At 45.0% G+C, this 22,300-nt stretch carries 21 protein-coding genes and 1 pseudogene; 10 read left to right on the top strand and 12 right to left on the bottom strand.

What is annotated here, in order from left to right:
* Positions 1-150: 150 nt before the first annotated feature.
* The gene (locus AC3A14_RS10070; RefSeq protein ID WP_318699289.1) at positions 151-771 is read left to right on the top strand and encodes a HEAT repeat domain-containing protein; all 621 of its coding nucleotides are present in this window, start codon (positions 151-153) and stop codon (positions 769-771) included.
* A 138-nt stretch (positions 772-909) separates the two neighbouring features.
* On the opposite strand, the gene AC3A14_RS10065 is transcribed toward AC3A14_RS10070, so the two are convergent.
* The 6 genes from AC3A14_RS10065 to AC3A14_RS10040 all read right to left on the bottom strand — a co-directional run bounded on the left by AC3A14_RS10065 (position 910) and on the right by AC3A14_RS10040 (position 6,771).
* The gene (locus AC3A14_RS10065; RefSeq protein ID WP_318732492.1) at positions 910-1,257 is read right to left on the bottom strand and encodes a PP2C family protein-serine/threonine phosphatase; all 348 of its coding nucleotides are present in this window, start codon (positions 1,255-1,257) and stop codon (positions 910-912) included.
* 144 nt (positions 1,258-1,401) lie between these two features.
* Positions 1,402-2,925, bottom strand: coding sequence for a carboxypeptidase M32 (locus tag AC3A14_RS10060; RefSeq protein ID WP_413039102.1), 1,524 nt, complete (start codon positions 2,923-2,925; stop codon positions 1,402-1,404).
* A gap of 352 nt (positions 2,926-3,277) precedes the next feature.
* Entirely contained in the window at positions 3,278-3,556 is a 279-nt protein-coding gene (locus AC3A14_RS10055) for a Nif11-like leader peptide family natural product precursor (RefSeq protein WP_318732489.1), read from the bottom strand.
* A 106-nt stretch (positions 3,557-3,662) separates the two neighbouring features.
* Positions 3,663-4,856, bottom strand: a complete 1,194-nt coding sequence (locus AC3A14_RS10050) for a type IV pilus twitching motility protein PilT (protein WP_318732488.1) — start codon at positions 4,854-4,856, stop codon at positions 3,663-3,665.
* A 148-nt stretch (positions 4,857-5,004) separates the two neighbouring features.
* A complete protein-coding gene (locus tag AC3A14_RS10045; RefSeq protein WP_318732487.1) occupies positions 5,005-6,006 on the bottom strand; it encodes a zinc-dependent alcohol dehydrogenase family protein in 1,002 nt (333 codons plus the stop codon).
* Positions 6,007-6,033: 27 nt separating this feature from the next.
* A complete protein-coding gene (locus AC3A14_RS10040) occupies positions 6,034-6,771 on the bottom strand; it encodes a 2-phosphosulfolactate phosphatase family protein (protein ID WP_318699295.1) in 738 nt (245 codons plus the stop codon).
* Positions 6,772-7,051: 280 nt separating this feature from the next.
* On the opposite strand from AC3A14_RS10040, the gene AC3A14_RS10035 reads away from it, so the two are divergent.
* The 3 genes from AC3A14_RS10035 to AC3A14_RS10025 all read left to right on the top strand — a co-directional run bounded on the left by AC3A14_RS10035 (position 7,052) and on the right by AC3A14_RS10025 (position 10,367).
* The gene (locus AC3A14_RS10035; protein ID WP_413039103.1) at positions 7,052-8,302 is read left to right on the top strand and encodes a bifunctional sterol desaturase/short chain dehydrogenase; all 1,251 of its coding nucleotides are present in this window, start codon (positions 7,052-7,054) and stop codon (positions 8,300-8,302) included.
* Between the two features lie 73 nt (positions 8,303-8,375).
* Positions 8,376-8,891, top strand: a complete 516-nt coding sequence (locus AC3A14_RS10030; protein WP_318732484.1) for a hypothetical protein — start codon at positions 8,376-8,378, stop codon at positions 8,889-8,891.
* A 48-nt stretch (positions 8,892-8,939) separates the two neighbouring features.
* Positions 8,940-10,367 carry an adenylate/guanylate cyclase domain-containing protein gene (locus AC3A14_RS10025; protein ID WP_318732483.1) on the top strand — a complete coding sequence of 476 codons (1,428 nt, stop codon included), beginning with the start codon at positions 8,940-8,942 and terminating at the stop codon, positions 10,365-10,367.
* Positions 10,368-10,872: 505 nt separating this feature from the next.
* Here AC3A14_RS10025 and AC3A14_RS10020 read toward each other — a convergent pair.
* Positions 10,873-11,724: a hypothetical protein gene (locus AC3A14_RS10020; RefSeq protein ID WP_318701201.1), complete on the bottom strand. Its 852-nt coding sequence runs from the start codon at positions 11,722-11,724 to the stop codon at positions 10,873-10,875.
* 235 nt (positions 11,725-11,959) lie between these two features.
* Here AC3A14_RS10020 and AC3A14_RS10015 point away from each other — a divergent pair, with 235 nt between their 5' ends.
* Positions 11,960-12,751, top strand: a complete 792-nt coding sequence (locus AC3A14_RS10015; RefSeq protein ID WP_318732482.1) for an OmpA family protein — start codon at positions 11,960-11,962, stop codon at positions 12,749-12,751.
* A gap of 53 nt (positions 12,752-12,804) precedes the next feature.
* On the opposite strand, the gene AC3A14_RS10010 is transcribed toward AC3A14_RS10015, so the two are convergent.
* From AC3A14_RS10010 to ebsA, 5 genes are all read right to left on the bottom strand, one after another.
* Positions 12,805-13,299 (bottom strand): YajQ family cyclic di-GMP-binding protein, encoded by a 495-nt coding sequence (locus AC3A14_RS10010; RefSeq protein WP_318732481.1) that lies wholly within the window; start codon positions 13,297-13,299, stop codon positions 12,805-12,807.
* A 62-nt stretch (positions 13,300-13,361) separates the two neighbouring features.
* Positions 13,362-13,775 (bottom strand): MAPEG family protein, encoded by a 414-nt coding sequence (locus tag AC3A14_RS10005; protein WP_413039104.1) that lies wholly within the window; start codon positions 13,773-13,775, stop codon positions 13,362-13,364.
* Between the two features lie 19 nt (positions 13,776-13,794).
* On the bottom strand, positions 13,795-14,298 hold the full coding sequence (locus AC3A14_RS10000; RefSeq protein ID WP_318732479.1) for a DNA-processing protein DprA: 504 nt from the start codon (positions 14,296-14,298) through the stop codon (positions 13,795-13,797).
* 175 nt (positions 14,299-14,473) lie between these two features.
* Positions 14,474-15,541 carry a phosphotransacetylase family protein gene (locus AC3A14_RS09995; protein ID WP_318732477.1) on the bottom strand — a complete coding sequence of 356 codons (1,068 nt, stop codon included), beginning with the start codon at positions 15,539-15,541 and terminating at the stop codon, positions 14,474-14,476.
* 35 nt (positions 15,542-15,576) lie between these two features.
* Positions 15,577-15,960, bottom strand: a complete 384-nt coding sequence (gene ebsA, locus AC3A14_RS09990) for a type IV pilus biogenesis protein EbsA (protein WP_271936364.1) — start codon at positions 15,958-15,960, stop codon at positions 15,577-15,579.
* A 172-nt stretch (positions 15,961-16,132) separates the two neighbouring features.
* On the opposite strand from ebsA, the pseudogene AC3A14_RS09985 reads away from it, so the two are divergent.
* The 5 genes and pseudogenes from AC3A14_RS09985 to pstC all read left to right on the top strand — a co-directional run.
* Positions 16,133-17,122: pseudogene (locus tag AC3A14_RS09985) on the top strand (RNA-guided endonuclease InsQ/TnpB family protein); the annotation flags it as partial.
* Between the two features lie 123 nt (positions 17,123-17,245).
* A complete protein-coding gene (locus tag AC3A14_RS09980; RefSeq protein WP_318732476.1) occupies positions 17,246-18,670 on the top strand; it encodes a glycosyltransferase family 2 protein in 1,425 nt (474 codons plus the stop codon).
* Between the two features lie 148 nt (positions 18,671-18,818).
* Positions 18,819-19,832 (top strand): M23 family metallopeptidase, encoded by a 1,014-nt coding sequence (locus AC3A14_RS09975; protein ID WP_318732475.1) that lies wholly within the window; start codon positions 18,819-18,821, stop codon positions 19,830-19,832.
* A 505-nt stretch (positions 19,833-20,337) separates the two neighbouring features.
* On the top strand, positions 20,338-21,240 hold the full coding sequence (locus AC3A14_RS09970; protein ID WP_318732474.1) for a PstS family phosphate ABC transporter substrate-binding protein: 903 nt from the start codon (positions 20,338-20,340) through the stop codon (positions 21,238-21,240).
* 115 nt (positions 21,241-21,355) lie between these two features.
* A complete protein-coding gene (gene pstC, locus AC3A14_RS09965; protein ID WP_413038550.1) occupies positions 21,356-22,288 on the top strand; it encodes a phosphate ABC transporter permease subunit PstC in 933 nt (310 codons plus the stop codon).
* Positions 22,289-22,300 lie beyond the last annotated feature (12 nt).

Below are 22,300 nucleotides of genomic sequence, written 5' to 3'. Positions count from 1 at the left end.
GGGAAAAATTTGAGTTGGGTTCTTGAACATTAAGGATCAAGACTTAAACTTTAGAGGACTCTAAGTCTACAGCTTGGCTTCATATGCAGTCAAGTTCAAGACTTAGAGTTCTTGGTTTGTTAATTGTTAATTATTCTATAATTAAATACAATGACCCCAGATACTAACGCTTTATTTACACAGCTTACACATCCCAATCCAAATTTAAGAGAACGGGCCATGGTACAGTTAGCTGAAAATCGAGACGAAAATACCATTGGTCGCTTAATTGAGATGGTGAAGGAAGAGAATGTGGATATTCGGCGACCAGCAGTGAAGGCGTTAGGGGTAATTGGTCCGGATGCAATTGCGCCCATTGTTTCCCTATTGGAGTCAAGTGATAATTCAACCATTCAAACGAGTTGTGTAAAAGCGTTAGCCCAAGTTGCGGTCAATCATGGCCCCAATGCTTTTCCAGAAGAAGGAGTAGAAGGTTTAAAGCTGGCCTTGAATCATCCCAATCAACTGGTGAATATTACTGCAGTGATGGCACTGGGGGCTGTAGGTTCACCGATGTTAGAGTTGTTAGTAGACACCCTAAAAACAACAGAAAATGTAGCTTTAGGGGTATCAATTATTAATGCTTTAGCCTCTATGGGAGATGGTCGCGCTACAGAAATCTTAACCCAATTGGCCAATGATGAATCGGCAGATACTTATATTCGGGAATCAGCAACTAATGCTTTACCTCGCTTAGAGCAAACTATTCAATATAGCGCCGGTAATTCATAATAATTCCACCGACTGTCACTGCCAATGTATCTGTCATAATTCACCTCGTTTTAATTAACAATGAACAATTTAATAATTGTTAGTCGATCTGTTGTACGGTTGCTTTAGAGATTTCTGAATCCCTATATTGCGAGATAATTAGAGTCTGATTGTCCGTCGATCCTGCTTTTTTGCCGTGTCAATTAACGCTTGGGCACACTCAGGAAGGGAAGCAATGGTTAAACAAGAGAGCAAGAGTAAGCTGTCAATAGAACTACTAATACCATCCGTACACAACAGGAGCCGATCTCCAGGTTCTAAACTCATCTCAATCAGTGGATCTCCCGGCAAGGTCTCCCGACCGAGATAAAATTCCAACTGATTTCGACCCTCATGATACTGACCCATTTCCCGCGTAATCATGCCTCCGCGCACCAAAGCAGCCGCAACCGTATGATCGAGGGTGAGTTGCTCTACGCGGCGATCGCGGCGATGATAATGAAACAAGGGACTATCGCCGATATTCGTGGCGATCGTTCATAATGGGTAAAGGGTAATAGGCAGTAGTAGGAGCAAAAAAACTTTTGCCCCTACTTGTAGTAATCAGGGTTTACATTTAAACCGTAATTCGGAGAGAAAAGAGCTTACCCTTTAGAAATCATACAACTGCCGATATTTCTGCTGAATATAATCCAAAAATGGGGTAATTTTCAGATCGCTACCAGTGACGTTTTGCATTAACTCTAATGGGGTATACACACTGCCAAATTGATAGATACGATCGATTAACCAATTCTGTAAAGGGGCAAAATTACCTTGGGCAATATTGTCTTTAAGGTGAGGAAGATCCTGGAGAGCTGCTTGATAAATTTGAGCGCTCATGACGTTTCCCAAAGTGTAGCATTGGAACATGGCTCCTAGAGTCGAGGTATACCAATGAACATCCTGAAGCACACCCAGGCGATCGCTCGGCGGACACACTCCCAGATCGGACTGATAGCGAGCATTCCAAGCATCAGGCAGATCTCGTACTTCTAACGATCCTTCTAATAACTCTAATTCAAGATCAAAACGAATCATCACATGAAGATTATAGGTAACCTCATCCGCATCCGTACGAATGAGCGATCGCTCTACCCGGTTGATCGCTCGATAAAACGTATCTAAGGACACCAGTTTCAGTTGCTCTGGAAACATTTCTTGCAACTGGGGATAAAAATACTGCCAAAATTCGGGCGATCGCCCGACCAAATTTTCCCACAGTCGAGACTGACTTTCATGGACTCCAGCAGATGTCCCTTCTCCTAAAGGTGTACCTTCTAACGTGAGATCTAACCCTTGCTCGTAGAAAGCATGACCCATCTCATGGATCGTACTAAACAAAGCCTCCGTCAGATCGTTCTCCCGTACACGAGTCGTAATCCGCACATCGCCAATGGAAAAACTGGTGGTAAACGGATGCAAGCTTTCATCCTGACGACCGCGATCAAAATCATACCCCACTTGCCGCAGAAGATTGAGGGTAAACTGCAATTGTTTTTGGCGATCGAACCCTTGTTGTACACAGGAGACATCGAGTTGGGGGCAAGAGGCGATCGCCTCCACCAAAGGTACTAACTCCTTACGCAACTGGGCAAACAACGGTCTCAGCGTCGCCGTTGTCATCCCATAATCAACCTCTTCAATTAATGGATCGGCAACATGATCATAGCCAGAAAAAAAATTCGCATATTGGCGAGTGAAATCCAGGTTTTTTTCTAACTCCGCTTGCACTAGAGCAAAATTATCTTCTTCCTTAGCTTTAGCCCACGCTTCATAACATCGACTGCGATGGGCTGAAAACCGAGCTACAAAATCCCCAGGTACTTGGATAGCTCTTTGATAATTCCGATAAGTGAGACGAATCAAACTTGCTTCTGGGGAACTATAATCCCAAGTTTTCTCCTGAGTCTGTAAATCCGCTAACAACTGTCCTAACCTAGGATCGGTCAACTTCTGATGAGCAATTTGGCGCAAGAGAGCCATCTGTCGTCCCCTCGCTTGCGCCCCTCCAGAGGGCATATAGGTCGATTGATCCCAATAGAGTACGGAAACAGCCGCATTAATATCGTAGATCTCGGTGACCCGCGTTTTTAGTTCTTCTAATTGAGGAGTTGTAGACTTCAGGGTTGCTATCATTTTTCAAAGAGAATGGGTTGAAGTGATCGGATTAAACTTTATCCAAGCAATGCTATTCGGATTGTGGCTAAAGTTTTTGTATATTGTCTATAGAAATGATGACACCCTGCAAAAAAATTATCCTTTTTCAATTCCGTGGACAGATCCCTCTAGAGGGAATACTGTTTTACACCCTCAAGGAAACAGTACCCAGAGTAATCAGCCATCCAATCCGTCTTGATCGCTGGTTTACTTTCTATAGCGCTGCGCGCTAGGGAATAGGGAATGGGGAATAGGGAATAGGTTTCAATATTGAACTGGAGTCCTAACTGACTCTTTCTCTGCTATATCTTCCCACACTAGCCATCCATCAAGGCGATGTCGTTTTCGTGCGATCGAGCCAATTGACATTACGTAACCAATGCCACACCCCAGTTGGCCGACGAATGGTAATCCCTTTAGCTTCACCCTGTTCATGGGCCACTTCTTCGAGTTCCACTATTTCAAAGTCGTATCCCTCTTTATTTACCATTTGGATAAATGCCTCCGGGTTAGTCGCTTCTTCCAACGCTTCGCGTAAATCTTGATGTTCTGGCTTTTCATTGTCCATCACCTCGTGCAAAAACCGTATTACTTCCTCTTTAGACATAGAAATTGTCTCCTCCTTAATTTTGTAGACCAGTCATAACACTTGAGCATCTTACTGAGAATAATTGTACTCTATTGATTCAGCTCCAAAACTGAAAATTTTCTAACTATTGCCAATCCCGTGGAGATTGGTGAGTATCATAACCTCCAGTTCTCATTAACCGATCTAACTCACCCGCATCAGCAGAAATTTTTTGTGCTTCCTCAATCGTAATCCGCCCATCTAAAATCAGTTTATACAGGGATTGATTCATCACACACATGCCCTCCATCTCGCCCGTTTGCATCAATTGGAACGCTTCCTCTTCAGCGCCTTTCAATAAATAATCTTGCATCGCTGGAGTATTCACCAAGATTTCATGGGCTGCTGTTCTTCTTCCATCTGTGGTTGGAAGTAGTAATTGAGCCACAACACCCACCAGACAATCTGCTACTTGAATGCGCACTGATGGCTGTTCTTCAGCATTATAAAGGTTTAAAAGACGATTGATGGCATTAATTGCATTGCGAGTATGGAGGGTTCCTAAAACCAAATGCCCAGTTTGAGCGGCTTGCAAAGCAGTATTTACGGTTACGCGATCGCGCATTTCCCCAATTAAAATCACATCTGGGTCTTCCCGCAAAACCGATCGCAAGGCTTGGTGAAAATCATGGGTATGCAAACCCACTTCCCGTTGACTGAGTAAACACTTATGGGATGGATGCACATACTCAATAGGGTCTTCAATGGTGACAATATGCTTATGTTCGCTCTTATTAAGAAAATCAATCATTGCTGCCAATGTAGTTGATTTTCCTGATCCCGTTGGCCCAGTGACTAAAATAAGACCTTGTTGACTACAAATGATATTTTGTAGCACTTCCGGTAAACCCAATTGCTCGATGGTGGGAATCTCCAAACTAATCAACCGTAACACCATCGCTCCACCAGTTAGGGAGTCAAAACAATTGACCCGACAGCGCACCAATCCTTCATAAAATATGGCGGTATCTAATTCCTTATTTTGGGCAAATTGTTGCCGTTGCTCTGGGGTAAGAATATCAGCCAGATACTGTTCAAAGAGTTCTGGCGTAACCACATTTTGCTCTTTTAACTTCATCATTTTGCCTCGCACTCGAAATCGAGTCACCTGCCCAACCCGAATATGAACATCTGAGGCTTTATTGGCGTGGGCGTGTTTAACAATTTTTTTAATTAAATTTCCGGGTTGAAAGGGTTTGGAGATTTGAGCTGCGTGGCTAGGTGGAGGCAAGGGTTTTTTTGTTAAATTTTGACCTTTATCGGCATCAGAAACAGTCATTTTATGGTTCTCCTCTGTTCGGCTTTAACCATTATCCCTTTTAATATTCTGGCATACAAAACGGGGGTTCGCGTGGCAGAAGGGTAATCGGTAGAGGTAAGAGGCAAAAGGCAAGAGGCAAAAGGGAAAACTGGGTTTTCCCTATTCCCTATTCTTCAATCAAGAGAGCAATTTTACCCATCATTGAACCTTTTTCTAGGAGTTCATGGGCGGCGGCGGCATCTTTGAGAGCAAAAGTGGTTCCCAAATGGATTTTTAGGTCTCCCCGAGAGATTAAACGAGTGCATTGCTGGAGAATTTTGGCTTGATCTTGTTGAGCAGACACCAGACCTTGCACCATGGGCGTGAGCATTAATTCTAAACTAATGCTCAGATTCCGGTCTCTGGCCATTTTCCAGTTAGTATCAGCAGCGGGAGATAGAATAGTGACGAGATCGCCATAAATGCGAACTGCGGGAAAGCTTTGGGCAAAGGTTGCCCCACCTACAGTATCGAAAGCTACGTCAACTCCTTCTCCCGATGTCCAGTTGAGCGTTTCCTGAACAAAGTCGGTTTCTTTATAAAAGATCGCTTGGTCTGCACCTAGGCTTTGCACAAAGTCAGCTTTTTCTACGGAGCTGATAGTGGTACAAACCGATGCACCTTGCAATTTAGCGAGCTGCACGGCCGCATGACCGACTCCACCGGCACCAGCATGGATGAGGGTGGTTTGGCCGGGTTGCAGGCGAGCGCGGTCATACAGAGATTCCCAAGCAGTAATGAGTACCAAGGGTGCGGCGGCTGCTTCTGCAAAGCTGAGGGATGTGGGTTTGTGGGCTACAAACCGTTCATCCACAGTGGCAAATTGGGCGTAGTTTCCCGGATGGCTGCCGAGTCCAGCGTTGCAAAAATAGACTGCATCACCGACGTTAAAGTTTTGCACATCTGATCCGATCGCCTCTACGACTCCTGCCCCATCGCAACCAAGAATGGCAGGCATTCGATCGGGGTAAAAGGTTCCCCGTTTCCGCAGTTTGGTGTCAATAGGGTTAACTCCAGCCGCTTTCAGGCGAACCAGTAGTTGGCGCTCCCCTTCGAGTTTAGGTTCCGGGACATCCTGAAGTTGTAGCACATCTGGCCTCCCAGGAGCGCTCATCACAATCGCTTTCATAAGTTACGTCGATCGACCTCCGAATGGTTAATGATGGGAGACTAAAACTCCAGGTTCTTTCTGAATTGGTAAAACATGGACACTATCGAGTTGGGCACAATACTCAATATCTTCTATACCATTTAAACCCAGTAGTCGCTTACCATGACTAGCTTGTTGGAGCAGCTCGACTAATTCTTCTTGCCATTGGCGATAGAGGGCAATAGCAGCAATGACTTCATCGTTCACTTCTGAAACCGCAGAAGAAAGGGGAAATTCCGTTAACAGACTATGGGCGATCGCCCCCGCACAAACGGTATCCTCTAAGGAGAATTGCCCTTCCCATCCCGATCCAACGATCCAGATACTCTCTGGTTCGTGGCTAGTAATATAATTGACGACTGATTGACGATTAATTAAGGCTCCAGTAATGACGCTTTTTGCTGCTTCTACCCGCTGTAGAGCGCGAGTCCCATTGGTTGTACTCATAAAAATACGCTTGCCTTTGACCACCTCTGGCGTACAACTTAAGGGGGAATTGCCAAGATCGCATCCTTCAACTTTTGCTCCTCCTCTCTCTCCAAAGCGTAGACGTTGATCTTCTGGCCATTCCGTACTGACATCCATCAGTTTCTGTATATCGCTAAACACTTGTACCGCTTCTGCGCCAGAGTCAAGGGCTGTGGCAATAGTCGTCGTAGCCCTAAGAACATCTACGGCGATCGCACATTCGGGTAAATGGTCAGTCGGGGTTAATTCGGGCGTATGGTAAACAAAAAGTTTCACAACCTCACCTGGAGTTTTGAGTAACAGTCAACATCCCATTTTAGGATTGTTTGAACCTTTCCGCATTTAAGCGACAGTTTACCGCATATTCTGTAAGCTAAATGGTGATTCGTAAAAAGCAATTGTAAACTGGGATGAAACCCTTATAGTGCTGGGCGCTAGAAATAGGGCGATATAAAGATGGTGGTCTGTAGGAGTCTGTATGTTCAGTTGGTTCGTTCTACTCTTGTTTGCGTTAGATGGTCTGTTATGGGCAGAGTGGATGAATACTCTGGATCGGTTGAGCTGGTTGAGTTTAGGTTGGGGCTTACTGGCGATCGCCGCTGTGGAGTGTGTACGTGATGGTTATCATGCTCTAGCCCATGTTTGGAAGCCCCTCTATCGCTTGCATGTTTGGCATCATCGGGTGTTTCGCCCCGATTTGACTCCCGTTAACACAGAGATTTATCAAAAAGCCCATTGGTACAATGATGTGCCGGAAAGTCTGGTGATGTTACTCTCTGCCAGTTTAGGGTTAGCTATAGCTGTCTATTTCAACGATCGACTCTGGGGCATAGGGGCGGCCATTCTTTATTCTGCTACGTTTTTATTAACGGCCATGGGTCGAGGATCGGGAATTCCGGGAATGGAGGAGTGGACAGACTCAACTCACCGTCCAGGGGCATTTGATGCTATTCCTAGCCAGGGAATGGTCAATCGCAGTTATCATTGGCGACATCATTTTGATAATCAGAATGCTTATTTTTGTGGCACGTTTACATTGGTGGATCGGATTATGGGAACGGCTTTATCTTTAAAGGGCAAAACAGTGGCGGTAACGGGTGCTTCTGGATCGTTGGGGCGATCGCTGCTTTATAATCTACACTTACAGGGTGCAAAACCCATCGCCCTCACCTCTGGAGAGGATGATATTGAGATTACGATTAACTCTGAAGCTGTAGCTATTCCGACTATTGCTTGGCAAGTGGGGAAAGAGTCGGAACTAGAGGCTCACCTGCAAAAGATTGATATTCTGATTCTCAACCATGGCATTAATGTGCATGGCGATCGCACTCCAGAGGCGATCGAACAGTCCTATCAGGTGAATGCTTTTTCCACATGGCGGTTGATGGAGCAATTCCTCAAAACCATTCACACTAACCGAGATATGGCTTGTAAAGAAGTTTGGGTAAATACGTCTGAAGCCGAAGTTTCACCCGCTTTCAGTCCCTTATATGAACTCTCTAAACGCACCATCGGCGATCTAGTTACCCTGCGTCGTTTGGATGCCCCTTGTATTGTTCGTAAACTGATTTTAGGGCCATTTAAGAGTAATCTGAATCCTATTGGGGTTTTATCTGCTGATTGGGTTGCCGAACAAATTATTCATCAAGCGAAAGCCGATAGTCGCAATATTATTGTGACAATTAACCCCATCACATTTTTAGCGTTTCCGATTAAAGAATGGTGCAATTCCTTATATTTTCAACTCTTTAGTCAAAAAGCCACCCCTCTCGATCCAGAGACTGAAACGGAACAACAAGGGGTCTAGAAGTGGTTTGATTCTCCCCTGAAAAATGGGCAGCATCAAGATTCCCCATTCCCTATTACCCATTCCCTCGACTATGATACCCAGATTTTCGTTATCTAATCAGCTTTCCCTGCGTGCCGTTTTAATTGTGCCTTTTATTGTGCAAATTTCCGCCGCTGTGGGAATTACTGGGTATCTATCTTGGCGTAATGGACAACAAGCGGTGAATGAACTAGCCGGTCAGTTACGGGATGAAGTTACAAAACGAACGCAACAACATCTCACCGATTATCTACAAGAACCGCCTCGGATTAATCAGGTTAATCGTCAGGCAATAGAAGCGGGTAAACTGAATGAGGATAATATTCAGCAACTACAAAACCATTTTTGGCAACAAATTCAGCTTTTCCCGAGGTTGCGAGAACTCTATCTCGGTAAACCCAATGGCGGTTATTTTGCCATTAGTCGAGAGGCGGATCAAAGCTTAATTGTTAAGGAAGTGCTGGGAGAAGGCGATCGGATTGGGCGCTTCTATGCACTCTCAGAAAACGGCGATCGCCAGAATCTCATTCGCGAAACAGATCCCTACGATCCTCGCCAAAGACCCTAGTATCAAGCAGCACTCGAATCCAGAGCCGGGACGTGGAGTGATATTTATTTGTTTCGTTATGGCGCTCTGGGAATTACCGCCTCTGAGTTATTTTTGAATGCTGATGGCAGTATGGGTGGTGTGATGGCGGTGGATTTGGTTCTCAGTGGCATGAGTAAGTTTTTATCCACCATTAAAGTCAGTCCCTCTGGCAAAATTTTTATCATTGAGCGATCCGGTCTTCTAGTAGCGAGTTCAAGCACTGTTCCACCTTTTCTCTTAGGTGCAGGAGGCAAAAATCCACAACGATTAATGGCTCGTGAAAGTTCCGATCGCTTAATTCGAGAAACGGCCGAGTTTTTGATGCAGGAGAGACAGTTAGAGAGCATCGAAGAGGTAAAACAACTGAATTTTGGCCAGTCTAGCGATCGCTCCTTTGTGCAAGTTTCGCCCTATCAAGATAAGTTGGGCTTAGATTGGTTAATTGTAGTGGTGGTTCCAGAGTCTGATTTTATGGGTCAAATTCACGCTAATACCCGCCGCACGATTCAACTATGTGTCCTGGCTCTCCTGGTTGCGACTGGGTTTGGCTGGATGAGTGCCCATTGGATTAGCGAACCCATTATGCAGCTTATTGACGGCTCTCAGAAGTTAGCGAAAGCTGCATTAAGTCGTTGTAATAATGATACTTTAGCCCAGAATGTGGAAGTCAGAGGGGTGCAAGAGGTGAAAATCTTAGCCCACTCTTTTAATCAAATGGCTTCCCAACTTCAAGAGTCTTTTGGTGCCCTGGAAAGAAGTAATCAGGAATTAGAGTTACGGGTAGAAAAGAGAACCGCAGATTTGCGTCGAGAGCGGGAGAAATCAGAAGAATTATTGCTGAATATTCTACCAGAGGCGATCGCAGAGAAACTCAAGCAAGAGACTCAGGCGATCGCCGAATACTTTGAATCCGTCACTATCTTATTTTCCGATATCGTCGGCTTTACCACCTTATCCGCTCGTCTAGCTCCCATTGATTTGGTTAATTGCCTGAATGAAATGTTTTCCAATTTTGACCATTTAGCCGAAAAACATGGATTAGAAAAGATCAAAACCATTGGGGATGCCTATATGATGGTTGGCGGACTACCCATTCCCCAAAGCGATCATGCCGCAGCTATGGCAGCCATGGCGTTAGACATGCAGAAAGTGATGCAAGACTTTACCCTAGAAAATGGGGAAGCTCTACAAATTCGCATTGGTATCCACACCGGACCAGTGGTTGCTGGAGTCATTGGAGTCCGCAAGTTTAGTTATGATTTATGGGGCGATACCGTGAATACTGCCTCGCGCATGGAATCTTCAGGAACTGCCGGTAGAATTCATGTCAGCCATCAGGTTTATGAGGTGTTAAAAGACCGTTTTCAGTTTGAAGAACGGGGCATCATTTCGGTAAAGGGGAAAGGAGAAATGAAGACCTATTGGCTAGTTGAGAGTTATAGCGCTTCTCGCTAGGGAATAGGGAATAGGCTTTTGGTACAAGCTTTGAGGATTCAACACTGTCTCTCATAACGCAAGCAAAGCGCTGTAAGAGACTATTTAGGGGAAATATAGTTATTTTAATTAAGGATGGGACACAACGGTAAGAGCAAATGGCGTTTACTCCTACAGTCGTTCGAGTTGTAAACCCATCATGATTGTCCCAATCTTAATTAAAACGACTATAGTATGATCCTTCTTCTGTCAGTCTCCGAAAAATGAGAGTCCAATCCTGATTCTTTCATGAGCGATCGCTGGCTGCAATACAACACTCTTCGCTCTTATGAGGTAAATTAAAGCCTTTTGTTCTGGGCAAGAACGCAAGTTCAGTTATTTATTGATGCACGAAACGATTACACTGCACTCTATAACAACGATTTGCACTTTAAGGCAAATTCGTGGGAATCTCGGAAAATGACAGAGGAGGAATCCAAATCACTCTCTAATAGCTCTTAAGGTATTAGGGAATTCCCTGAGCCAGCTAACGATGATAGTGCGCTTGCGGGCCAGCCCAAGCTTCAGCGACCGAACGACCAAAGGTCTGAGGCCGATCGCCGGTTGCCAGTAGCGTTTTCCCTTCTGGATTGACTGCCCACATGGGCCAATTCTCATCTCCGAGAATACCGGCTCTAAATAGCACATGATTGGCATTATTGGCCGACCAACCGAGCAATACAGCATGGCTATAATTCACTTGGGCTGGGGCTACCGTTTTCGTCTCATTGAGATGACGGTTCCAAATTACGGCATAATCCGATACTGTAGACGAACTAAACACTCCTTCAAACTGCCGCGCCAAGAGGCGATCGCCCAATTCCGACCAAGACACGGGTACTAACATGGTAATCACCCCGGGCAATTGCACTTCTGGGTTCCCATCAAACGGATTATTGGCCAAAGGAGAACTAGCCGTCACGACCTCTAGATTACCGGTTTGCAAATTCTCCAAAAACATCACACTCGTGACTCGACTTGAATGCAGTTGCGATCGGATCTGAAACTGAATCCGACTATAGGCTGCATATTGACCATCTGGAGAGACCAAGGAAGGAGTCCGATAATAGCGAAGTCCTGAACCTTGGGTTGAAGAAACTTCTGCGTGGGTATTCATGACCCAACTCCAGGGGATGGGATAGGGACTATCGAGGGGATCGCTATATTCTGAACTTGGATTCATGGGGTTTGCAGCAGCTTCAGGGGTAGAATTACCAGAGGCCGAATCTGAAATGGTCTCAGCCATTGCAAATTTAGGCAGCAGCAGCAGTAAAAGTGCTAACAGCAGCACGGAGGGTTTGGGTAAGAGCGATTTTAGGCTCCATGGGAATTTAGGCATTGAACTTCAAGCTCGCGAATGGGGGATGTGTGAGAAGCAAAGCCCCAGTGAGGAGTATAAGTCCTTCCTGTCTCTACTAGGGTACAAGGGATTAGGCTTTAAAAGGAAGGGATCTTCAAGAGATTTAAAATTTCTTTGTGTTCTGGCCGCGATCGCCTTCCTTACGGTACGATTTTTGTGGTCTTTCGATCTGAGTCCCTAATAACACATTCGGTTGATTGTGGATAACCTATCTGTGACTGAAGCATCTGATTCTCCCAATCCTACTCCTACTCCCCAGAGAACGGTTGTTACGTTTCTCTTAGTGACGATATTTCGTCTGTTGTTGCTAGGGGTGAGTAGCTCTATTGCCTTTCTAGTGGGTATTATCATTGCCTTCTTTTACCCCGATCCCTATCCACAAATGCCCTTGATTGAACGGGTGTTTGAGCAACCGTTTAATCCCCTCAATGCTCAATGGTGGCAATTTCGTTCCTCAGCGACCTTACCTTCGGTTAGTGCAGAGCAGCGTCAGCAAGCTCTAGAAGATTTAAACCAACTGCAAGAAGACTTAACCACCTTGGAGGAGCGTCTCACCGAGTTGGAACTTCAACTCAATCAACCCTTAGTCCAAAAACCGATTCAGACCCGTCTGAGCTTACTAGAGCAGCAATTATCCAGTCCATCGGGTTACGCTTCCCGCAAGAGTTTCATGGTAACGCTACCGAGTGACTTGCTCTTTGAAGGCGATCGCACTACCCTAAATTCCAAACAATCAGACTTACTCAATAGCATTATCGCTGAATTACGCAATTTCCCTGACTCTACCATTCAAATTAACGCCTATACCGATAATTTAGGGGATGCCCAAGAAAACCTAGAACTCTCCTTACAACAAGCAGAATCAGTCTATGAATATCTCTATATTGGATTAGGAGATGGCTACCATTTTCTCCGAGTTGGTTATGGAGAAACTCAGTTTTTAGCCCCCAATGACTCTGAATCTACACGACAACGCAATCGTCGTGTGGAAATTATCATTGAATAGGGGGAATGGGGGAATTGGGAGACACGGATATTACCCATTACCTATTACCCAAACTAACGATAATTGGTAAACTGCAAAGCTACGGGTAAATCTTCCTGTTTCAACATTTGCCTCACCTGTTGCAATTCATCCTTAGATTTCGATGAAACTCGCAAAGAATCCCCTTGAATCGATGCTTGTACCTTCTTAAATTGATCCCGAATGCGCTTATTAATCTTTTTGCCTAAATCCCGATCGATACCACGCTGAAGCTTAATTTCCTGACGAACTCGGTTGCCTCCAGCGGCCTCGATATCCCCAAATTGGAAAATTTTCAAGGATAGGTTACGCTTGGCAGCTTTAGTCCGCAAAATGGTAGAGACTGACTCTAGCGTTAAATTACTATCTGTATTGATGGTAATTGTAGTTTTGTCCACCAATTCTACCATCGTCTTTGAGTCTTTTAAGTCATAACGTGATTTAATTTCCCGTTGCGTTTGGTCTAGAGCATTAACTAGCTCTTGTTCATCAAAGTCACTAACTACATCAAAAGAATAGGAAGAAGCCATAAGAATAATCAAACACTAGCGAACACACTTAGCGTATCCCCCATTCCGGGGAAAGCCAAAATTTAGATACTCACTTGAAGCAAGCTTAAGGCAAACAGAGTCAGACTACATAAAGATCCAATTCCAAACATAAGCGATCGCCCCAAGGGAATATTGAGAATATAAAAGATACTATACAATCCACGAACGATCAAGAATACTCCAGCCGCATAAGCTGCCACTATGGAGTCTACCCCGGTCGCATAGGTCATACCCGCAGCAGCGGCAAAAATCATAAACGCTTCAATAGAATTCTGGTGGGCCCAATTGGCACGTTTCGCATAATCGGGCAATTGATCGGCCAGCGCTCTCGGGGTTTCTAAATACTGCATCCCCCCTTGAAACCGAGCATAGGCGACCCAAAAAAAGGGAAAATAGATTAAAAAAGCTGCTCCAGCGATCGCATAGAGTAACAGAGCAGAGACAGAAACGGACAAACCCATCACCTCACGATCATCAATCAAAATAAAACAAGGTTACCACTTTACGTTGCTCTTCCGCATCACGGCAAGTTTGCAGTAAGGTCGTACTATCATGGAAGGCAAAACAAATCAGTTGCTGACATCGGGTAATAATTTCTGCATTACACAGAGAACTGGCTTCAGCCAGAGATAATTCATTGTTCTCCGGTTTTTCTACCAAGTGAATGACTTGTTCGAGGAGTTGCCGAGATTCTCTGGGTTGACGGTCTAAGCTTTGGGGTAAAATCACAGTCAGCAAGTTAGGATCGGCTCGCATTGCTCCTCGGACTGAAGCGAAATTCGTCCCTGTTGCTCCGGAGGTAATGATATGGTTTCCCGATAGAACCAAGGAGGAACTCATCGTTTCAATCAGATGTTGATGAGTTATGGGAACATGGCGAGAACCGAGTATGGCCAGCCGCTTCGATCCGGTTTGCTGGATTGTTGCCAGTTCTTGCTCTAGGGTATCAAGTTTAGGAATTTCTAAGGATTGACTCAATGCCAATAACAACTAGGCGCTACAACGGAGTTATTCTAGCAGATAATTTGAATTTGAGGTGAATTTGGGGGCAATATGCACTTTAGCAATCGGACCTTATCTCCGTGTCTGGAGTGTCTCCATATCTTCCTGTCCCCCCATCCTCCCCATGCTCCCCCTCTTCCCCATCTCCTATCTAGGCGAGGTAACCTAAAAGTCGGTCTAAGTCAAAGTGGGCAGCGATCAACTCAGAAATACACTTGACCTTGACTGGCTCGTGAAGGGGAACTGTGCCGAAGGCATTATCAATGATTTCCACAGTGGTCAAAGTGTCGAGGTCTACCGTAAGAATGGGAATTTCCAACTCGTCAGCTCGACTAATAATTAATTCTGAGGGAGAGAGATGACCTGTGAGGATTAAACATTGGGTTGAGGTTTCTAGGGCAGCCAATTGAATATCCGTGCGATCGCCCCCCGTGACCACTGCCATATTTTGTCCTTTACGGAAATATTTCAGAGCTGAATTGACATTCATCGCTCCAATGCGTAAGCTTTCGACCATCAAATCTAGGCGATCGCTTCGACATAGCACGGTTGCCTCTAGACGATCGACCAATTCCCGCACGCTAATACTTCGCAATAAATTACTCCGAGGCAGTTGGCCAAGGACGGGAATACCCTGAGATTCCAAATAGGGCACATAGTCTTGGGGAAACCGCTCGATAAAGTCTTCCATAATATCGTTGACAACAATACCGAGGAGGCGATCGCCCAAACGCTCTTTCGCTGAAAGGGCCTGATCGATAATCTGTTGTGCCTCAAAGGAAATCACTAACAGAATTCCGGCTGAGAGTTGATCGGCCATCTGTGCTAAAGACAAACCGAATAATCTCCCCTCATCGAGAGTCCCTGGTCCTTCCAACAGCACCAACCGATCGGGTGCAGTCGGATAATGTTGTGCCAAACTGACCTGGGGATTATCTGGATTAGTCTGAGTTAATCGCTCTTCAATGGTCTGGCAATCCATTGAGATTAACGTTGGATAGAGGCGATCGCTCGGTAACTCTAGAATCTGAGCAATAAAAGAGCCATCTTCATCCATCCCTTTACCCATCAGCTTTCTATGTCCAGTAGATAAGGGCTTACCATAGGCGATATCCCAGCCTCGCTTTTTCAGTTGTGCCCCAATGCCTAATAAACTTGCTGACTTACCACTGTAAGATTCTAGGGAACCTATCAGCAGATATTGACTAATACCGGTCACGCACGCACTCCCAACTGTTTAAGCATCATTAATCCTTAGTCATCTAATCGTAATAGTTTTCGGTAGAACGTTTGCGAAAAATCAACCGTTTTCGTTCTTCGCCAAGTCACATACAACTCAATCAAAAACTCAATAAATTCATGATTGGGCAGCTTCACCTCATACGTCAGCTCTGACTGACCATCAAACTGCATCCGACAGACCGTCTCATCTGCGGGGAGTTTCGAGACAATAAACCAAGTGGCTAGAAAAGGAATACTCTCTCCTCTTTCAATCCGGCGTTCCCCTTCCAACGAAGTTTTTTCATACAAACCTATGGCATAGGGTAAGGCCGCCCGCTTACCACCTTGGTAGTAAGGCTGATAAACGCCGATAACTCCGCCTTGGGCAGGTTCAATGGCACTGAGATCAGTAGTCATAAAAGTTGTACTTACACGCCCGGTCTTAACAATAAGGATTCTCCAGTTTATCCTACCAAAGAATTGGGTTTAAAGCTCCGTCCTTCCAGGACGGCTTTTAGAAATCTTGGTTTATCCACGAAAACCTGTGGTAAAATTAAAGAATGATAATTAGAGAAGCAAAACTTTTATTAGGTTCCAAAGCTCAATATCAAGCTTTTATAAATTCAAAAAACACACGAGATCCGTTGAATATAAGACGAGCGGTTGGTTCCTATCTGAAGATCGCAAATCAATCACGTTCACTGATGGATTCAAAGCCGGCAAATTTTCTCTCTTCTGTAACAAAGAGACTCGCAAGGATCTGTTTACTCTCAAGATAAACCGAGTTCGAGTCGTTTGTAGATTCAGATGGATATTATGCACAATTTCTCTTTGATGCCACTCGCAAAGAGACGGGAAATTATACCGGAGAAGTGATTGGACTAGACCTTGGATTGAAATATTTCTTCAAAGATCAAAATGACAATTGTGTGATTTATCCGCAATATCTAAGGAAATTAGAAAGACGGCGAAAGAAACGGCAACGGCGGCTGTCAAGAAAGTTGGTGAAAGGGCAAAAGCCTCAATCCAATAATTACCATGATGCCAGGAAACGACTAGGTAAGCTTCATTTGAAAATCCAAAGACAGCGTAAAGACTGGGCAATAAAGACGGCTCGGTGCGTAGTTCACGAATCACGATGTGATTGTCTATGAGGATTTGAAAATAGCCAATATGGTAAAAATCACCACTTAGCTAAGTCGATTTCTGATGCCGGGTGGTATCAGTTCACCCAATGGCTCGAATACTATGGCAAGATTTGGGATAAAGCGGTAATCGCAGTAGATCCCAAATTCACCAGTCAAGATTGTCCCCAGTGTGGACAGAGAGTCAAAAAATCGTTAAGCACGAGAACTCTTCGTGCCCAACTTGCAAATTGGAAGTGTGCCGAGATACAGCGGCGGCGATGAACATTTTGCACAAAGGTATGAAGAAATTGGGTGAAAATTGGACTCAATACGGTACTGTTGGGCAAGCAGAAACCGCTTCTGATTCAGAAGGAACGCCAGGGGAGAGTCTCACCTCGGCTTGTGAGGGGAAACCCAATCAAGTAAGTGATCTCGTCAGAAACCTGGAATAAATGAGAATCTCCAGCCTTTAGCGAAGCGGAGGCTGGGGAGTATGTCAAAATAAAGCACATCCTCTCTGGTCTCAGAGGGGATCAATACAAATATTCAGTCAGGATAAAAGCCTCCATAACCTTATGTCGGAGAAGTCCAATTCTATCGGCGATCGCCAGAACATCCCTGATAGCGATCCTCAAGTCGTTCAAACCACCTCCAGAGATTTCGTGCCGCAGGACATAAACCCGTCCTGTTTCGATCGGATTGTCTATGAAGGCCGCAGGCGGAAAGCAGCGGTGTTATTAATTGTGATTTGGAGTGGGACGATCGCCCTACATTTGCTCTCTTGGGGTTTGTGGCTGATTTGGGGAATGGTTGCCCTCATGGGAATTCATGCCATTCGAGTTTTAACCGCTAAACCCAGCAACCCTTTAGAACCACTGCCTCTGGACTCTCCTTCTGATGTGCCTTTAGTCTCTTTGTTAGTAGCGGCCAAAAATGAGGAACGAGTGATTGCGCCTTTGGTCAAGATGCTCTGTACTCAGGACTATCCCTTAGACCACTATGAAGTCTGGGTGATTGATGACAATAGCAGCGATCGCACCCCCCAAGTGTTGGAAAGTCTTTGCCAAGAGTATCCCCATCTGCGGGTGATGCGACGCTCGGCTGAAGCAACTGGGGGTAAATCTGGAGCGCTCAATCAGGTATTACCCTTAACTCGAGGTGAGGTACTGGCGGTTTTTGATGCAGATGCCCAAGTTGCGCCAGATTTATTACGACGCGTTTTACCTGGGTTTGATCGCCAGGAGGTGGGAGCAATTCAACTGCAAAAGGCGATCGCTAATGCTCCGGTGAATGTTTGGACTCACAGTCAAGCCTCAGAAATGGCCCTCGATGCCTATTTCCAACAACAAAGAATTGCCCTAGGAGGGATTGGAGAGTTACGAGGCAATGGTCAATTTGTCCGACGCACGGCACTCGAACAATGTGGGGGATGGAATGAAGAGACCATTACCGATGATTTGGATTTAACCCTACGCCTGCATTTGGAACAGTGGGATGTAGACTTTATCCTCGATCCTCCCGTCCAGGAAGAAGGGGTTACCAGCGCTTTAGCCCTATGGCATCAGCGCAATCGCTGGGCAGAGGGGGGATATCAACGGTATATGGATTATTGGCGGTTGATTTTTAGTAAGCGGATGCCCTGGATGAAGATCTGGGATATGTTGATATTTTGGATTATGCAATATTTTATCCCCAATGCGGCAATTCCGGATTGTTTGATGGCGATCGCTAAAAATCGCCTGCCCGTTTATAGTCCCATGACAACTCTGATGGTCGGCATGTCTGTAATTGCTATGATTCAAGGGATTCGTCGAGTTAATCGAGTCAAGGGCGCGGTATCAAGTTTACCTACGCTGCTCTGGCAAACCTTGAGAGGAACCATCTATATGCTCCATTGGCTCTTAATTGTGGCTAGTACATCTGCCCGGATTGCGGTACGTCCCAAAACCTTAAAATGGGTCAAAACGACTCATAAAGGTACTGTGGTTGTTGATAGTTAACCCTTAACCATTAATAATTGTTAATTATTAATGGTTAGTTATTTAAAATATCCGGAATACTCACCCTTGGCATAGAAAGAGCCGATAAGATAAGTCTTCAATCTAAGATTAACGCAATCGTTTGGATCTTTGGGTCTTGGGAGGAATAATGATGAAAATAAGTATGCACTTGGCTATATTGGGATTGGCGATCGCCCTCTTACCCTTAACCCGTGTATTCATTCCTCAACAAAAATCCATGGCCCAAAGCTGGGGTTTGTCGTCATCTGCCACCGACACCTGTACCTTAAAGAACCGATTTATCTTTATTCAAAATACCCAAGATCGAGATATTCCTGAAATTAGCCGCCTCACAGGAATTCCCAAGCATCGGATGCAAGCGTGTCATTTATTTCAACAATCAGGAAGCCAACAAGAACCAGTCGAGGGTCTACAAGCCCTGACCGATGGGCAAAGTATGGCTTCTGTTGTTCTTCCCTTAAGAGATCGAGGGTATCAAGTCTTTTCCCATTTTGCCATTGGTGCTGATGGTGTAATCCCCACCACAGGGGGCTTATCGACCGATCGAGCACCAGAGCGTCGATTTCCACAACCCTCTCTAGAACCCCGGAATCCATGGGAAAATCGAACCGAAAATCCAACAGAAAATGGCGATCGGACTTGGGTTTCTCCTCCCTCCTCCCTGGAAGAACCCCAAAATCAGGCTCCTAGCCAAACAACCTGGCTTTATCCCCTAGAAAATGCTCGAATTTCTTCCGGTTATGGATGGCGTACCACCGGCAGATGGGGCAGAGAACTCCATGTAGGTGTTGATTTTGTGGCTCCCATCGGTACTCCAGTCAGGGCAACCGCAAATGGTAAAGTAACCTTTGCCAAAGAATCGGCTGGAAACGGAGGGTTAACCATTGCCCTATTACATGCCGATGGTACGCGCACTCTTTACGCCCATCTATCAAAAATTTTAGTCCGTGAAGGAATGCAAGTGCGTCAGGGCGACACCATTGGTTTAGTGGGAAATACTGGACAATCGACCGGCCCCCATTTGCATTTTGAAGTCTATCCTCCTGGGGTGTATGGGCAGCCGATCGATCCTTGCAGTGCGGAGTATTTAAATTGTAGTAATGTAGCTTCTCATTCTCGAAATCAATTGCGTCAACGCTAATAAACGTCAGCGTTGGTTAAGGGCGTTTTGCGGCTGATGTGACGAAAGAGTAGGGATTCAGTCAATGAGAGAATAAGGGTTTGAGCTTATCTAAAACTGGCGTTAATACAGTCTTTCACGCTAGGGAGTAGTGAAGTCCTGTGGTACATAATCTCTCTTCTGTTACTCTAGCGTGAACAACAAACCTTATACAAACCTTAAGATTTTAAGCAAGATTAACATCTGTATAACTTCACGAATGACAAATTATTCCCTTGTATTTTAGGCGTTCCCACCCACTCGGTCATCCATATCTCTACCTATAACTTCGATAGGATTAACTTTTTCTTAAATTAATGTTATTGATTAATTTACATGAAAGTTTCAAAATTCCAGTAGATTGCAAAAAGCGATAACCACTCACTCTATTGAGTCTCGGAGTTCTATGAAATTACTACGCAGTCCCATTTCATTGTTCAGTATTTTTTCACTTATAGCAGTCACAATCAGCCTAAGTGGATCAGTCGTGCAATCTCAAAGCCGGCCAACCATCAAAATTGATGGCTCCAGTACGGTATTCCCGATTACTGAAGCTGTGGCAGAAGAATTCCAAAAGTCAAATAATTCCAGTAATCCCAATAATGCTAGAGTTACTGTCGGTGTGTCTGGAACGGGTGGCGGTTTCAAAAAGTTTTGCTCCACAAACCCCTCAGTACAGACTCATATTTCTAATGCGTCTCGTCCGATTAAGCCATCGGAACAACAAGCCTGTAAACAAGCAGAAGTTGAGTATATCGAATTACCCGTTGCTTACGATGCCATTACTATAGTTGTGTCTAAACAGAACACCGCTGTCAGTGATATTAAAGTTGATGAACTGCAAAAAATGTGGCTCTCCCAATCCCAACGACAGGGAATCAACAAGTGGAATCAAATTCGTTCGAGCTGGCCTAACAGCGACTTTAAGCTCTATGGCCCTGGGTTAGATTCCGGGACATATGACTATTTCAAAGAAGCGATTTTAGATGACCAGGACATTCGTTCGGACTTCTCGGGTAGTGAAGATGATAATGTTTTAGTCCGTGGGATTCAAAATAATCCCAATGCGATCGGCTATTTTGGTTTAGCCTACTATAAAGAAAACACCGACAAACTCAAGTCCCTGAAAATTAATGGAGTAGCTCCTACCACAACTACGGTGAATAATGGGAGTTATAGTCCACTCTCTCGTCCCATTTACATCTATGTGAATAAGGCTGCTGCTGATAAACCTGAAGTCAAAGCTTTTGTAGAATACTATCTACAAACAGCCTCTAAGTTTTCTGCTGAAGTCGGCTATGTTGCCCTTCCCAATGCTGATTACAACCGCGCAAAAACTCGTTTTTCTAATCGCCAAACGGGTCGAGTTCCTTTAAGGGCTGGATTATAATTCTGCTCAATTCATGATGGGTAGGAGTAATTTTATTATTACTCCTACCGTTGTGTGTTTATTCGCAACGGCCCATTCGCTATTACCCATTACCAGCGCGAAGCACTATCAAATAATGAGCGATCGCCCCATTTCCCTATCTAACAGCATCCCATACTCTACCCGAAGAACTCGTATCTTCCGAGAGAAAGCCATTGAGTTTATCCTATTTCTGGCAGCTTGCTCGACGGTTGCGACCACTATCTCTATTCTCTTTCTCCTGACCAAAGAATCCTTATCCTTTTTTGAAGAAGTTTCCCTTGTTGAATTCCTCACTGCACCTGAATGGACTCCTTTGTTTGGAGAACAAGCCCGTTATGGTATTTTGTCGCTCCTATCAGGAACCTTAGTCACCGCAGGCATTGCCATGATGGTTGCCATTCCATTAGGAACCGTTGCTGCGATTTACCTCAGTGAATTTGCCCACCCTCGTCTGAGAGAAATCGTTAAACCGTGCTTAGAGCTTTTAGCCGCCATTCCCACTGTGGTCTATGGATATTTTGCGCTCCTGTTTGTTACCCCACTACTGCAAAAAATCATCCCCACGCTTCCCATCTTTAATATGCTCAGTGCGGGCTTAGTCATGGGAATCATGATTACCCCCTTTATTAGCTCCATTAGTGAAGATGCCATGCGTGCCGTTCCCATCGGCTTACGAGAAGGGTCTTATGCCATGGGAACAACCCGCCTGCAAACCGCTCTGAGAGTTGTCTTTCCGGCGGCAATTTCTGGCATTAGCTCCTCCTATATCCTTGGAGTATCGCGGGCAGTCGGCGAAACCATGATTGTGGCGATCGCCGCTGGAATTCAACCCACCTTAACTCTAAACCCCTTAGAAGAAGGTGCAACCATCACCGCCTACATTGCTAGTGTCAGCATGGGAGATCTACCCCACGGAACCCTAGAATATCAAACTATTTTTGCCGCTGGATTAACCCTAGTTCTCATGACTTTAACCTTGAATATTATTGGACACTTTTTGTCCAAATATTATCGAGAAATCTATTAAACTTAGTAAAAT

The organism is Roseofilum sp., from assembly GCF_982964205.1.
Note: the sequence above shows the minus strand (reverse complement) of the source record. Positions and strands in the feature narration are given on the sequence as shown.